At 59.7% G+C, this 13,377-nt stretch carries 11 protein-coding genes; 8 read left to right on the top strand and 3 right to left on the bottom strand.

The genetic code is table 11. The features are described 5' to 3' along the window. The first annotated feature begins 47 nt into the window (after positions 1–47). The 6 genes from ACZ3GY_RS17710 (at position 48) to ACZ3GY_RS17685 (ending at position 6,864) form a co-directional block, all read left to right on the top strand. Positions 48–1,415, top strand: a complete 1,368-nt coding sequence (locus ACZ3GY_RS17710) for an aspartate aminotransferase family protein (RefSeq protein WP_465911341.1) — start codon at positions 48–50, stop codon at positions 1,413–1,415. A 107-nt stretch (positions 1,416–1,522) separates the two neighbouring features. Further along, complete coding sequence (locus ACZ3GY_RS17705; protein ID WP_463562629.1) at positions 1,523–2,623, top strand: polyamine ABC transporter substrate-binding protein; 1,101 nt, start codon at positions 1,523–1,525, stop codon at positions 2,621–2,623. A gap of 171 nt (positions 2,624–2,794) precedes the next feature. Continuing rightward, the gene (locus ACZ3GY_RS17700; RefSeq protein WP_463565950.1) at positions 2,795–3,877 is read left to right on the top strand and encodes a polyamine ABC transporter substrate-binding protein; all 1,083 of its coding nucleotides are present in this window, start codon (positions 2,795–2,797) and stop codon (positions 3,875–3,877) included. Positions 3,878–3,932: 55 nt separating this feature from the next. After that, positions 3,933–5,087: a polyamine ABC transporter ATP-binding protein gene (potA, locus tag ACZ3GY_RS17695; protein WP_463562628.1), complete on the top strand. Its 1,155-nt coding sequence runs from the start codon at positions 3,933–3,935 to the stop codon at positions 5,085–5,087. A 23-nt stretch (positions 5,088–5,110) separates the two neighbouring features. Beyond that, positions 5,111–5,992, top strand: coding sequence for an ABC transporter permease subunit (locus ACZ3GY_RS17690; RefSeq protein WP_463565949.1), 882 nt, complete (start codon positions 5,111–5,113; stop codon positions 5,990–5,992). Further along, positions 5,989–6,864, top strand: coding sequence for an ABC transporter permease subunit (locus tag ACZ3GY_RS17685; RefSeq protein WP_463562627.1), 876 nt, complete (start codon positions 5,989–5,991; stop codon positions 6,862–6,864). The genes ACZ3GY_RS17690 and ACZ3GY_RS17685 overlap by 4 nt, the downstream gene beginning before the upstream one ends. 267 nt (positions 6,865–7,131) lie before the next feature. On the opposite strand, the gene ACZ3GY_RS17680 is transcribed toward ACZ3GY_RS17685, so the two are convergent. The 3 genes from ACZ3GY_RS17680 to ACZ3GY_RS17670 all read right to left on the bottom strand — a co-directional run bounded on the left by ACZ3GY_RS17680 (position 7,132) and on the right by ACZ3GY_RS17670 (position 11,177). Further along, positions 7,132–9,105, bottom strand: a complete 1,974-nt coding sequence (locus ACZ3GY_RS17680; protein WP_463562626.1) for a BCCT family transporter — start codon at positions 9,103–9,105, stop codon at positions 7,132–7,134. A 222-nt stretch (positions 9,106–9,327) separates the two neighbouring features. Continuing rightward, positions 9,328–10,818, bottom strand: coding sequence for a YifB family Mg chelatase-like AAA ATPase (locus tag ACZ3GY_RS17675; RefSeq protein WP_465911339.1), 1,491 nt, complete (start codon positions 10,816–10,818; stop codon positions 9,328–9,330). Positions 10,819–10,904: 86 nt separating this feature from the next. Continuing rightward, positions 10,905–11,177 carry an accessory factor UbiK family protein gene (locus ACZ3GY_RS17670; RefSeq protein ID WP_465911338.1) on the bottom strand — a complete coding sequence of 91 codons (273 nt, stop codon included), beginning with the start codon at positions 11,175–11,177 and terminating at the stop codon, positions 10,905–10,907. A gap of 400 nt (positions 11,178–11,577) precedes the next feature. On the opposite strand from ACZ3GY_RS17670, the gene glnK reads away from it, so the two are divergent. Further along, positions 11,578–11,916: a P-II family nitrogen regulator gene (gene glnK, locus ACZ3GY_RS17665; protein WP_003096476.1), complete on the top strand. Its 339-nt coding sequence runs from the start codon at positions 11,578–11,580 to the stop codon at positions 11,914–11,916. A 41-nt stretch (positions 11,917–11,957) separates the two neighbouring features. Further along, a complete protein-coding gene (locus ACZ3GY_RS17660) occupies positions 11,958–13,274 on the top strand; it encodes an ammonium transporter (protein ID WP_463562623.1) in 1,317 nt (438 codons plus the stop codon). Positions 13,275–13,377: the final 103 nt, after the last annotated feature.

Raw genomic sequence — 13,377 nt, 5'->3', positions numbered from 1 at the left:
GGGCCGGTGCGTGATCCGCACGGCCCTGACTATATAAAGAGGTGAACATGACGGTAAACAACCCGAAAACCCAGCAATGGCAGGCCATGAGCCGCGACCATCACCTGGCGCCTTTCAGTGATTTCAAACAATTGGCCGAGAAAGGCCCGCGCATCATTACCCGCGGAGAAGGCGTGCACCTGTGGGACAGCGAAGGCAACAAGATTCTCGACGGTATGGCTGGGCTGTGGTGTGTCGCACTGGGTTATGGGCGTGAAGAGTTGGTGCAGGCCGCCAGCCGGCAGATGCGTGAGTTGCCGTTCTACAACACCTTCTTTCAGACCGCTCATCCGCCTGTGCTTGAACTGGCCAAGGCGCTCTCCGAAGTCACCCCGGCGGGCATGAATCATGTGGTATTCACCGGTTCTGGTTCGGAAGGCAACGACACCATGTTGCGTATGGTGCGCCACTATTGGGCACTTAAAGGTAAGCCGAGCAAGAAGGTCATCATCGCCCGTGAGAACGGTTACCACGGCTCCACCGTTGCCGGGGCAAGCCTGGGCGGTATGAAAGGTATGCATGAACAGGGTGATCTGCCGATCCCCGGCATCGTGCACATCGCTCAGCCTTACTGGTTCGGCGAAGGTGGCGATATGACCCCGGAGGCTTTCGGCATCTGGGCAGCCGAGGAACTGGAGAAGAAGATTCTCGAGGTCGGCGAAGACAACGTCGCGGCGTTCATCGCTGAGCCGATCCAGGGCGCTGGCGGTGTGATCATCCCGCCAGACAGCTATTGGCCGAAGGTGCGCGAGATTCTCGCCAAGTACGAAATCCTCTTTGTCGCCGATGAGGTGATCTGTGGGTTCGGCCGCACGGGTGAGTGGTTCGGTAGCGATTATTACGGCAATACGCCGGACATGATGACCATCGCCAAGGGCCTGACCTCGGGCTATGTGCCAATGGGCGGCCTGGTGGTGCGTGACGAGATCGTCGAGGTGCTCAACGAAGGCGGCGACTTCAACCACGGTTTCACCTACTCCGGGCACCCGGTGGCAGCTGCCGTGGCGCTGGAAAACATCCGAATTTTGCGCGAAGAAAAGATCCTCGAGCGAGTCAGAGAAGAAACGGCACCGTATTTGCAAAAGCGATTGCGTGAACTGGCGGATCACCCGCTCGTGGGGGAAGTGCGTGGAGTCGGCATGCTTGGCGCCATCGAGCTGGTCAAAGACAAGCAGACCCGCGCGCGTTATCCGAGCGACAAGGCTGTCGGTATGATCTGCCGCGGTCATTGCTTCGAGAACGGGCTGATCATGCGCGCCGTGGGCGACACCATGATCATTTCGCCGCCGCTGGTGATCAGCAAGACCGAAATCGACGAGTTGGTGGACAAGGCGCGCAAGTGCCTGGATCTCACTGCCCGTGCTTTACTGGCATAAGGCTTGAGCGATAAGGCAGTTATCGCCAGACTGCGCCGGCCATAAAGGGGCCACGCGGCAGCGCGTGGCAACCCGAATAATCAACACCACAAATGGAGCTGAACCGCATGATCAAGACTTTCGGCAAGACTCTGCTAGCCGTGACGCTGGCCGGCACCGTGGCCGGTATGGCGCAGGCAGATAGCAAGGTACTGAACGTCTACAACTGGTCGGACTACATCGCTGCGGACACCGTGGCCAAGTTCACCCAGGAAACCGGCATCAAGGTCACCTACGACGTTTTCGATTCCAACGAAACCCTGGAAGCCAAGCTGTTAGCCGGCAAGTCGGGTTACGATATCGTGGTGCCGTCGAACAACTTCCTGGCCAAGCAGATCAAGGCCAAGGTTTATCAGCCGCTGGACAAATCCAAGCTGCCGAACTGGAGCAACCTCGACAAGAACCTGCTGAAAACCGTTGAAATCAGCGATCCGGGCAACCAGTACGCCTTCCCGTACATGTGGGGCTCGATCGGTATCGGCTTCAACCCGGAGAAGGTCAAGGCCGCGTTGGGCGAGAATGCCCCGGTGGATTCCTGGGATCTGCTGTTCAAACCGGAAAACATCGAGAAGCTGAAATCCTGCGGTGTAGCCTTCCTCGACTCGCCGACCGAGATTTTGCCGATTGCGCTGCAGTACCTGGGCTACGATCCAACCAGCACTGATCCGAAAGAACTCAAGGAAGCCGAGGCGCTATTCCTGAAGATTCGTCCTTCGATCACCTACTTCCACTCGTCCAAGTACATTTCCGATTTGGCCAATGGCAACCTCTGCGTCGCTGTGGGTTATTCGGGGGACGTGTACCAGGCCAAGTCTCGCGCTGAAGAAGCTGGCGACAAGGTCAAAGTGGCTTACAACATTCCGAAGGAAGGTGCCGGTACCTTCTTTGACATGGTGGCAATCCCCGCTGATGCGGAAAACGTTGAGTCTGCTTACGCCTTCATGAATTTCCTGATGAAGCCGGAAGTCATGGCTGAGATCACCAACGAGGTGCAGTTCCCCAACGGCAACGCCAAGGCCACGCCTCTGGTGGACGAGGCCATCCGTAATGACCCGGGCGTTTACCCGAGCGAGGAAACCCTGACCAAACTGTACGCTTTCCCGGATCTACCGCCGGCAGCTCAGCGCGCGATCACCCGTAGCTGGACGAAGATCAAGTCCGGCCGTTGATCGAGCCGCGACCGCAGCGCTGTCTGGCGCTGCGGTTCGCGCTCCTGCAGGGATAACGGGCGGATCGCCGCCCGCCGAGCGTTGCGGCCCTGTCGTGACGCTCACTCGAATTGCGATGCGTCACCGCCTGGTGATGAGCCATAACAAAGAGGACGACCTGTGCATTTTCCCCTGGGCAAGATCCTGACAACGACCGCGCTTTCGGTTGGCTTGGCAACCCTGGCACATGCGGATGGCACCGTGCATATCTACAACTGGAGCGACTACATCGGCGAGGAAACCTTGGCCGAGTTCCAGGAGGCCACGGGTATCAAGCCGGTCTACGACGTCTTCGACTCCAACGAAACCCTGGAAGGCAAACTGCTCGCCGGCCGTACTGGCTACGATGTGGTGGTGCCGTCCAACCATTTTCTCGGCAAGCAGATCAAGGCGGGCGCGTTCCAGAAGCTCGACCGTAGCAAGCTACCGAACTGGAAAAACCTCGACCCGGCGCTGCTCAAGCAGCTCGAAGCCAACGATCCGGGCAATCAATATGCGGTGCCCTATCTGTGGGGTACCAACGGCATTGGCTACAACGTGGCCAAGGTCAAGGAAGTGCTGGGCGTCGACGAAATCGACTCCTGGGCCGTGCTCTTCGAGCCGGAAAACATGAAGAAGCTGGCCACTTGTGGTGTGTCGTTCCTCGACTCGGCGGACGAGATGATTCCCTCGGTGCTCAATTACCTGGGCCTCGATCCGAACAGCCAGAGTGGCGACGATTACGCCAAAGCCGAAGCCAAGCTGCTGGAAGTGCGCCCCTACGTGAGCTACTTCCACTCCTCGAAATACATCAGCGATCTGGCCAACGGCAACATCTGCGTGGCGTTCGGCTATTCCGGTGATGTTTTACAGGCCGCAGATCGTGCCGCGGAGGCCGGAAAGGGCGTCGAAATCGCCTATGCGATTCCCAAGGAAGGCGCCAACCTGTGGTTCGACATGCTCGCCATTCCCAAGGACGCCGGCAATGTCGAGCAGGCCCATGCCTTCATCAACTACCTGCTCGATCCGCAAGTGATCGCCGGTGTCAGTGATTATGTCGGTTATGCCAACCCCAACACCAAGGCGGGGGAGTTGATGGATCAGGACATTCGCCAGGATGAGTCGGTTTATCCGCCGCAGAGTGTTCTGGACAAGTTGTATATCTCAGCCGAATTGCCGCCTACGGCGCAGCGTCTGATGACCCGAAGCTGGACGAAGATCAAGTCCGGAAGATGAGTCTATTCGCGCCCGGCCCTTGCCGGGCGCCATTTTTGCAGCGGGAGTTTTGTTAATGTCAGTTGCTTCCAGCACCTATAAGAAGGTCATCGAAGGAAGTCAGCAACCGAAAGAGGTGCTGGTCAAGATCGAGCGAGTGACCAAGAAATTCGACGAGACTATCGCCGTCGAGGATGTGTCACTGACCATCAACAAAGGCGAGATATTTGCCCTGCTCGGCGGTTCAGGCTCGGGAAAGTCGACGCTGCTGCGCATGCTCGCCGGCTTCGAACGACCCACCGAAGGGCGCATCTTCCTCGATGGGCAAGACATTACCGATATGCCGGCCTACGAGCGGCCGATCAACATGATGTTCCAGTCTTACGCGCTGTTCCCGCACATGAGCGTGGCTGACAACATCGCCTTCGGTCTCAAGCAGGACAAGCTGCCCAAGGCTGAAATCGATGCGCGCGTGGCGGAGATGCTCAAGCTGGTACAGATGAGCCAGTACGCCAAGCGCAAACCCCATCAGCTTTCCGGCGGGCAGCGCCAGCGCGTGGCCCTGGCCCGCTCCCTGGCGAAGAAGCCCAAGCTGCTGCTGCTCGACGAGCCCATGGGCGCGTTGGACAAGAAGCTGCGTTCGCAGATGCAACTTGAGTTGGTGGAAATCATCGAGCGCGTGGGCGTGACCTGCGTGATGGTCACCCACGATCAGGAAGAGGCCATGACCATGGCCCAGCGCATCGCCATCATGCACCTGGGCTGGATCGCGCAGATCGGCAGCCCGATCGATATCTACGAGACGCCGGCCAGCCGCCTGGTATGCGAGTTCATCGGCAACGTCAACCTGTTCGAAGGTCAGCTCGTTCACGATGACACCGACCACGCCGTGATCGACTGTCCGCAGCTGGACAAGCCGATCTACATCGGCCACGGCATCAGCACCCGAGCTCAGGAGACCCAGGTCACCTACGCATTGCGCCCGGAAAAGCTGCTGATGGCCACGCAACTGCCCAGCGACCACGAGCACCCGGAGTACAACTGGAGCCATGGCAGCGTTCACGATATCGCCTACCTGGGCGGCCACTCGGTGTACTACGTCAAGCTCACCTCGGGGCAGATCGTGCAGTGTTTCATTGCCAACGCCGAACGCCGCGGCAAGCGGCCGACCTGGGATGACCCGGTGGTGGTGTTCTGGGAAGACGACAGCGGCGTGGTACTGCAGTCATGAAGATGAGCAGCCTGACCAAGCGCATGCCTACCGGCCGACACCTGGTGATCGGCGTTCCGTTCATCTGGCTGTTCCTGTTCTTCCTGCTGCCGTTCATCATCGTCCTGAAGATCAGTTTCGCCGAAGCCGATGTGGCGATTCCGCCGTATACCGAGGTTTTCACCTGGGTGGATAACACGTTGTCGATGGTGTTGAACCTGGGCAACTACATCTTCCTCAGCGAGGATGACCTGTATATAGCCGCTTACCTCGGTTCCTTGAAAATCGCTTTTTTCAGCACCTTGGCTTGCCTGTTGATCGGCTATCCGATGGCCTATGCCATCGCCCGGGCAAAAAAAGAAACCCAGATGGTGCTGCTGCTGTTGGTGATGATGCCAACGTGGACTGCGATCCTGATCCGCGTCTACGCCTGGATGGGGATTCTCAGCAACAACGGCCTGCTCAATGGTTTTTTGCAGAGTATTGGTCTGATCGACTCGCCGTTGCAGATCCTCAACACCAACACCGCGGTGTACATCGGCATCGTTTACTCGTACTTGCCCTTCATGATCCTGCCGCTGTTCGCCAACCTGGTGAAGCATGATCAGAGCCTGCTGGAGGCCGCGTCGGATCTCGGCTCGAGCAACTTCAACAGCTTCTGGAAAATCACCGTGCCACTGTCCAAGAACGGCATCATCGCCGGCTGCATGCTGGTGTTCATTCCGGTGGTCGGCGAGTTCGTCATTCCCGAGCTGCTTGGCGGCCCTGAAACGCTGATGATCGGCAAGGTGTTGTGGCAAGAGTTCTTCAACAACCGCGACTGGCCGGTAGCATCCGCTCTGGCGGTGGTGATGCTGGCGCTGCTGTTGATTCCGATCATTCTATTCAACAAGAACCAAGCGAAAGAAATGGAGGGCAAAGCATGAAAAACTTCCGCTTCTCCACCTTCATGCTTTGGGTCGGTTTCGCGTTCATCTATCTGCCGATGTTCATCCTGGTGATCTACTCGTTCAACGCCTCGCGGCTGGTAACGGTCTGGGGTGGTTGGTCGACCAAGTGGTACGTCAGCCTTCTCGATGATCGGCAGTTGATGGGCGCGGTGTGGCGCTCCCTGGAAATCGCCTGCTACACGGCAATCGCCGCAGTGGCGCTGGGCACCATGGCGGCCTTCGTACTGACCCGGGTGCATCGCTTCAAGGGACGCACGCTGTTTGGCGGCCTGGTCACGGCGCCGCTGGTCATGCCCGAGGTGATCACCGGTCTATCGTTGCTGCTGCTGTTCGTGGCCATGGCGCAACTGGTCGGCTGGCCTGCAGAACGCGGCATGATGACCATCTGGATTGCGCACACCACCTTCTGCTCGGCCTATGTGGCCGTGGTGGTCTCCGCGCGTTTACGCGAGCTGGATCTGTCCATCGAGGAAGCCGCCATGGATCTTGGCGCGCGGCCTTGGAAGGTGTTCTTCCTGATCACTATTCCAATGATTGCGCCATCGTTGATGGCTGGCGGCATGATGTCCTTCGCCTTGTCCCTGGATGACTTGGTGCTGGCCAGCTTTGTCTCCGGCCCTGGTGCCACCACGCTGCCGATGGAGGTTTTCTCCAAGGTACGCCTGGGCGTGACCCCGGCGATCAACGCCGTGGCCAGCTTGATTCTGCTGGCGGTGTCGCTCGCCACCTTCCTGGTGTGGTTCTTCGCCCACCGCGCGGAAGAGCGGCGTCGCAAGGCGATTCAGCAGGTCATGGAAGAAAGCCAGGCGGCGATCTCCGCACGGCCAGAGGCTAAGCCCGCTCACTGAGTTTTTGCGGTCGCAAGCAATGCCCGCCATCTGCGTCAGCAGGGCGGGCATTGTTGTTTCTGAGGGCGTTGCTTCGCTGTCGACGTCGTAGGAGCCGGCTTGCTGGCAAGACGCGTATCCAGAGCATCGCCGGCAAGCCGACTCCTACTCGCCATGGATGTCATCAACGCGCCAGTTGGCGCTGCCTGCCGAGACGAATGCGAGCCCCAACGAAAACGCCCGGGCATTGGCCCGGGCGTTTTGTATTGCGCGACGCGTCAGGACGCGTCAGCGAGTCAGATGCAGGAAGTGCATGTGGCGCTCGTATTGGTCGAGGATATCGCCAATCACTTCTTCGCGGTTCCAGCCCATCACGTCGTAATCCTGGCCGCCCTCGTTGAGGTGAACTTCGGCGCGGAAGTACTTGCGCTCTTCGTTGCTGTCATCGCTGGTATCGCGCATCACGAAGCTTGGCTGGATCAACGCGCGTGGGCGCACTTGATACTCGAAATCCGTCTCGGTGCCGTGGCTGACCGATAGCGTTACGCGGCCATCTTCACCGCTTTCCACTTTGGATTCTCGACCTTGCTTGCGCAGCTCCTCTGCCACCTGCTCACAGGCGGGCAGAACGGTATCGACGATGAAGCGGTTTACGTGGGCGCGGCGCGGCAACATGACCATGCTACGCAGGCGACGTTGCCAGCCTCCAGGGCTGGTGCTGCCGCGCGAGCTGAGCGAGACCTGATCACGCAGGCCACGCTTGGCGGCATCCAGTCGCAGGGCTCGCAGTAGCCCCCACATGGAAGCCAGCAGCGCAATCACGAAGGGCAGGGCGCTGGCGATGGTCGCAGTCTGCAGGGCCTTGAGGCCATCGGCCAGCAGCAGCGAAGCGGCTACTACGCCCATCAGCACTGCCCAGAAGATGCGCTGCCAGACCGGTGTCCGATCCTGGCCGCCCGAGGCGAGCATATCCACCACCATGGCACCCGAGTCCGCCGAGGTGACGAAGAACACCACGACCATGATGATCGCTATCTGCGACAGGATCATCGACAGCGGGAAGTGTTCGAGGAAGGCGAACAGTGCTAGTGAGCTGTCCTTGTCGACTGCTAGGGCAAGGTCGGTGAACCCGTCGACCATGATCATATGAATCGCCGTGTCGCCGAATACGGTCATCCACAGCAGGGTGAAACCGGCGGGTACGACCAACACGCCGCTGATGAACTGGCGAATCGTGCGACCGCGGGAAATACGTGCGATGAACAGGCCCACGAACGGTGACCAGGACAGCCACCAGCCCCAGTAGAACAGTGTCCAGCCACCGATCCAGTCTGTAGGCTCGTACGCATAGAGGTTGAAGGTCTTGCTGACGATCTCCGAGAGGTAGGCGCCAGTGTTCTGCACGAATGTCTGCAAAATGAACACGGTGGGGCCGAGTACCAGCACGAACAACAGCAGGATAACGGCGAGGATCATGTTCATCTCGGAGAGACGACGGATACCCTTGTCCAGCCCGCTCACTACAGAGAGGGTCGCCAACCCCATGGTGCCAATCAGCAGGCCAATCTGCACGGTCGTGGTGGTCGGTAAGCCGTACAGGTGGTTCAGGCCTGTGTTGATCTGTAGCACGCCATAACCCAGCGAAGTCGCCACGCCGAGAACGGTGCCGATCACCGCGAAAATGTCCACCGCATGTCCGATCGGGCCATAGATACGGTCACCAATCAGCGGGTAAAGCGCCGAACGCAGGGTCAGCGGCAAATTATGCCGGTAGGCGAAGTACGCCAGGATCAGTGCGACGACGGCATAGATTGCCCAGGCATGCAGACCCCAGTGGAAGAAGGTTAGCTTCATTGCCTCCTTGGCTGCCTGGACGGTCTGTGGGTCGCCCACCGGTGGTGCGATGAAGTGCATCACCGGCTCAGCGACACCGAAGAACATCAGGCCGATGCCCATGCCGGCGCAGAACAGCATGGAGAACCAGGTGGTGTTGTTGTATTCGGGCTCGCTGTGGTCAGGGCCTAGCTTGATATCGCCATAGCGACTCACCGCGAGAAACACCACGAAGAGCAAAATCAGCGCAACGGAGAGGATGTAGACCCAGCTGGCGTTTTCGATGATCCACGCCTGAGTAGCGCTGAATACGCTCTGTGCATTGTCCTTGAACACGGTGCTGTAGATCACCAGGCAGGCGATCAGGAACGTAGAGCCGAAAAAGACCGGCGGGTTGAGGGTGGAGCGGGAAGACTGTGGTGCCTCCATCGAGCTAGCTCTCCTTGTTCAGAGTCAGTCCATGACGTACGCGCCTACCTGATCGAGCATAGGCCAGATCGGCTGACGGGCGGATGGAGAATCGACTCGGTTTATCGGATGGCCGCCAAAGGCGGAAGGCCGGGCATTGTACCACCGCGATAGACGGTTTCTTGAATGTGCCAGCTATCGATAGGTTTGCATGTGGATTCGTTCAGCTTATTTCTGCGTGTTTCACAGGTTGGTGCGGTACTGCAGGGCCTCTGCCAGGTGCTGGCGGCTGATCGCCTTTTGCGCCTGCAGATCTGCCAGCGTGCGTGCGACCTTGAGCACACGATGAGCCGAGCGCAGCGATAAGGTCAGGCGTTCGCAGGCGTGCTCTAACCACTGCCGATCGATGTCACTCAGTGCGCAGTGCTCACGCAGCCCTGGCAGGTCGAGAAAGGCATTGGCCATGCCCTGGCGCTGCAGTTGGATATCCCGCGCCGTAGCGACCCAGGCAGCCGCCGTTGCGCTGCTTTCACCACTGTCCGGCGGTGTGCTGAGCGCAGTGCTTTCCCGCGCAACGGTGATATGCAAGTCGATACGGTCGAGTAGTGGGCCAGACAGTTTGCCGCGGTAGCGCTGAATCTGTTCCGGGCTGCAGCGGCAGCGCCCGCTGGGGTCGCCCAGGAAACCACACGGGCAGGGATTCATGGCGGCGACGAGCTGGAAGCGGGCGGGGAAGCTGACTTTGTCGCGAGCTCGGGCTATCACGATCTGGCCGCTTTCGAGTGGCTCTCTAAGCACTTCAAGGACGCGTCTGTCGAATTCCGGCAGTTCATCCAAAAAAAGCACACCATGGTGGGCGAGGGTGATTTCTCCGGGTTGAGGACGACTGCCGCCACCCACCAATGCCGGCCCCGATGCGCTGTGATGAGGGTGTCTAAATGGTCGTTGTGGCCAGCTCTGTAAAGGGGTGTGGCTGGCCACCGAGCGAATCGCTGCAACATGTAGGGCCTCTTCCTCTGTCAGTGGTGGTAGCAAGCCGGGTAGGCGGCTCGCCAGTAGAGTTTTGCCCGTGCCGGGTGGCCCGCTCAGTAGCAGATTGTGGCCCCCGGCAGCGGCCACCAGAAGGGCACGCTTGGCAGCGGTTTGCCCTTGCACTTCGGCTAGGTCTGGATAGGGTTGAGTGTGGCGTAGCAGGCCCTGCGCCTGATAAGCGGCCAATGGCGTCTGGCCGTTCAGGTGCGCGACCAGCTCCAGAAGATGCCCAGCCGCTAGCACCGTCAGCCCGGATGCAAGGCTGGCCTCTTCGGCGTTTTCCTTGGGCACCACAAGGGTGCGCCCGGCTCCCCGGGCCGCCAGAGCCGCAGGCAGCACGCCTTGTACTGGGCGGATGGCGCCAGATAACGCCAGTTCCCCAAGGCATTCGAGTGGGGTCAGGGAGTCTGCTGGCAATTGTCCGCTGGCCGCCAGAATACCCAAGGCAATGGCCAGGTCGAAACGGCCTCCGTCCTTCGGTAAATCAGCCGGGGCCAGGTTCAGCGTGATACGGCGTGGCGGGAAATCCAGTGCGCAGTTGAGGATGGCACTGCGCACGCGATCCTTACTTTCCTTGACAGCTGCTTCCGGCAAACCGACCAGCGCAAGTGATGGCAGGCCGTTGGCCAAATGGGCTTCGACGGTAACAGCGGGGGCGTCTACGCCGACTTGGGCGCGGCTGTGGACTACGGCCAATGACATCGATCACTCCTTGATCTTTGGGGCTGCCGGCGCTGCTGTGCGAGCGCACTGAAGCTTCAACAGATACTACTTATTTACCGCGTACGTTACTCGGCCGATGTTTGCTGTGCTGTCGTGTTGCGCGACTCGATGTCCGCGACCTTGGCTTCCAGAGCTTCAAGGCGTGCACGAGTGCGGGCCAGCACTACCATTTGGCTATCGAATTCTTCGCGGCTGACTAGATCCAGCTTGCTGAATGTGCTCTGCAATAGAGCCTTGAGCTGGCTCTCGATTTCGCTGCGTGGCAAGGGAGTATCGCCGCTGAGCAGGCGCGTGGCCTGGCTGCTAAGGGCGTCGAGCAGAGCTTTGGGTGGCAGCATAAGAACCTTCCGAAAACGAGTGTCGGCAGTGTAGCACGGCATTTTTGGGGGCTGCCTGAGGCGGGTGCACCAACTCTGTGCGTGTCGAGGGGGGGTGTGGCGCTGTTCTGGTGCGTCATCCGCTCGGGATGTTTCCAGGCAAACCTCTGTATGCCCGTAACATCCTGATAAGGAGGCGCTTTGCCGTTATTGGCAAGCTTTCTGCTTAGTCGCTACTGACCCATGCACCGATGCGGTTCGGTTGTATCGTGCGGGCGGGGAATGTTTCGCCGGGAGCAGTTGGTGGTATCGGATCAGCCTGTCTTGGCAACCGATGCATACAAAAGCCAGACACTGAGCTTAGACTTGCAGCGGGGTAAAAATTCCTGGGGCAAGTCCACCTTACACGGGAGAGAGTTTCATGAAACTAGTCACTGCCATCATCAAGCCGTTCAAGCTGGACGACGTCCGCGAGTCGCTGTCGGAAATCGGGGTGCAAGGCATCACCGTGACCGAAGTGAAAGGCTTCGGCCGTCAGAAGGGTCACACCGAGCTGTACCGCGGTGCCGAATATGTCGTCGATTTCCTGCCCAAGGTGAAGATCGACGTGGCCATCGCCGACGATCAGTTGGATCGTGTCATCGAAGCCATTACCAAAGCTGCCAACACCGGCAAGATCGGTGACGGCAAGATTTTCGTTGTAAACCTGGAACAGGCGATCCGCATCCGTACCGGCGAAACCGATACCGACGCGATCTAAGCTCCGCCCCCACCCCCCAAAATCGTCCCAGGAGTTAAATCATGACTCTGCGAAAAGTCGCAGGGCTCGGAGCCCTTTCGTCCCTGTTTTTCCCCGGCATGGCCATGGCGCAGGAAGCGACGCTGAATTCCGGTGACACCGCCTGGATGCTGACCGCCACTGCCCTGGTGCTGTTCATGACCATTCCCGGCTTGGCGCTGTTCTATGCAGGTATGGTGCGTTCCAAGAACGTTCTGTCGGTCATGATGCAGTGCTTCGCCATCACCGCGTTGATGAGCCTCCTGTGGTTCGCCTACGGCTACAGCCTGGCGTTCGACACCACCGGGATGGAAGCCGGCGTGACCAACTTCAGCTCCTTCGTGGGCGGTTTGGGCAACATGTTCCTCGGCAACCTGACCAAAGAATCGCTGACCGCGGCCTTCCCGGAAAGCGTATTCGTCACCTTCCAGATGACCTTCGCCATCATCACCCCTGCACTGATCGTCGGTGCCTTCGCCGAGCGCATGAAGTTCTCGGCGATGCTGGTGTTCATGACCGTATGGTTCACCCTTGTCTATGCGCCAATCGCGCACATGGTCTGGGGTGGCGACGGTGCTCTGATGTGGGATTGGGGCGTGCTGGACTTCGCTGGCGGCACCGTGGTGCACATCAACGCCGGTATCGCTGGCCTGGTGGCGTGCATCGTGCTGGGCAAGCGCAAGGGCTTCCCGAGCGTGGCCATGGCGCCGCACAACCTGGGTTACACCCTGATCGGTGCCGCGATGCTGTGGGTCGGCTGGTTCGGCTTCAACGCTGGCTCCGCTGCTGCCGCTGACCAGACCGCGGGTATGGCCATGCTGGTTACCCAGATCGCCACCGCCGCCGCTGCACTGAGCTGGATGTTCGCCGAGTGGGTCGCCCACGGCAAACCTAGCGCTCTGGGCATCGCCTCTGGCGTGGTTGCAGGCCTGGTCGCCATCACCCCTGCTGCCGGCACCGTCGGCCCGATGGGCGCGATGATCATCGGTCTGGCTTCCGGCGTGATCTGCTTCTTCTGCGCCACCAGCCTCAAGCGCAAACTGGGTTACGACGACTCCCTGGACGTCTTCGGCGTACACGGCGTGGGCGGCATCGTCGGTGCACTGCTGACCGGTATCTTCGCAGCGCCTGCCCTGGGCGGTTTCGGCGAAGTCGAGAACATCGGCCTGCAGCTGTGGATCCAGTTCAAAGGCGTTGCCTTCACCGTGATCTACACCGCCATCGTCACCTTCGTGATCCTCAAGGTCATCGATGTGGTCATGGGGCTGCGTGTCACTGAAGAAGAGGAGTCGGTCGGCCTCGACCTGGCTCAGCACAACGAGCGCGGTTACATCCTGTAAGTCTCAGGGGCTCGCCGCGTGTGGCGGGCCCAAAGCACACGGAGTGCGCCCGGAGCCAACCCGGGCGCCTCGACCGAACAGCGCACAGACAAGCGCGACGGCT

The sequence above is a fragment of the Pseudomonas sp. PME37.24/006 genome (genome assembly GCF_055556635.1).
This window is presented reverse-complemented; position numbering and strand designations above follow the sequence as displayed.

Bases quoted from the DNA above. Each gene is read 5' to 3' on its own strand.
- ACZ3GY_RS17690 (WP_463565949.1), top strand. From the start codon at position 5,111: ATGCCTACCGGCCGACACCTGGTGATCGGCGTTCCGTTCATCTGGCTG.
- potA (WP_463562628.1), top strand. From the start codon at position 3,933: ATGTCAGTTGCTTCCAGCACCTATAAGAAGGTCATCGAAGGAAGTCAG.
- ACZ3GY_RS17705 (WP_463562629.1), top strand. From the start codon at position 1,523: ATGATCAAGACTTTCGGCAAGACTCTGCTAGCCGTGACGCTGGCCGGC.
- ACZ3GY_RS17675 (WP_465911339.1), bottom strand. From the start codon at position 10,818: ATGTCATTGGCCGTAGTCCACAGCCGCGCCCAAGTCGGCGTAGACGCC.
- glnK (WP_003096476.1), top strand. From the start codon at position 11,578: ATGAAACTAGTCACTGCCATCATCAAGCCGTTCAAGCTGGACGACGTC.
- ACZ3GY_RS17670 (WP_465911338.1), bottom strand. From the start codon at position 11,177: ATGCTGCCACCCAAAGCTCTGCTCGACGCCCTTAGCAGCCAGGCCACG.
- ACZ3GY_RS17710 (WP_465911341.1), top strand. From the start codon at position 48: ATGACGGTAAACAACCCGAAAACCCAGCAATGGCAGGCCATGAGCCGC.
- ACZ3GY_RS17685 (WP_463562627.1), top strand. From the start codon at position 5,989: ATGAAAAACTTCCGCTTCTCCACCTTCATGCTTTGGGTCGGTTTCGCG.
- ACZ3GY_RS17660 (WP_463562623.1), top strand. From the start codon at position 11,958: ATGACTCTGCGAAAAGTCGCAGGGCTCGGAGCCCTTTCGTCCCTGTTT.
- ACZ3GY_RS17680 (WP_463562626.1), bottom strand. From the start codon at position 9,105: ATGGAGGCACCACAGTCTTCCCGCTCCACCCTCAACCCGCCGGTCTTT.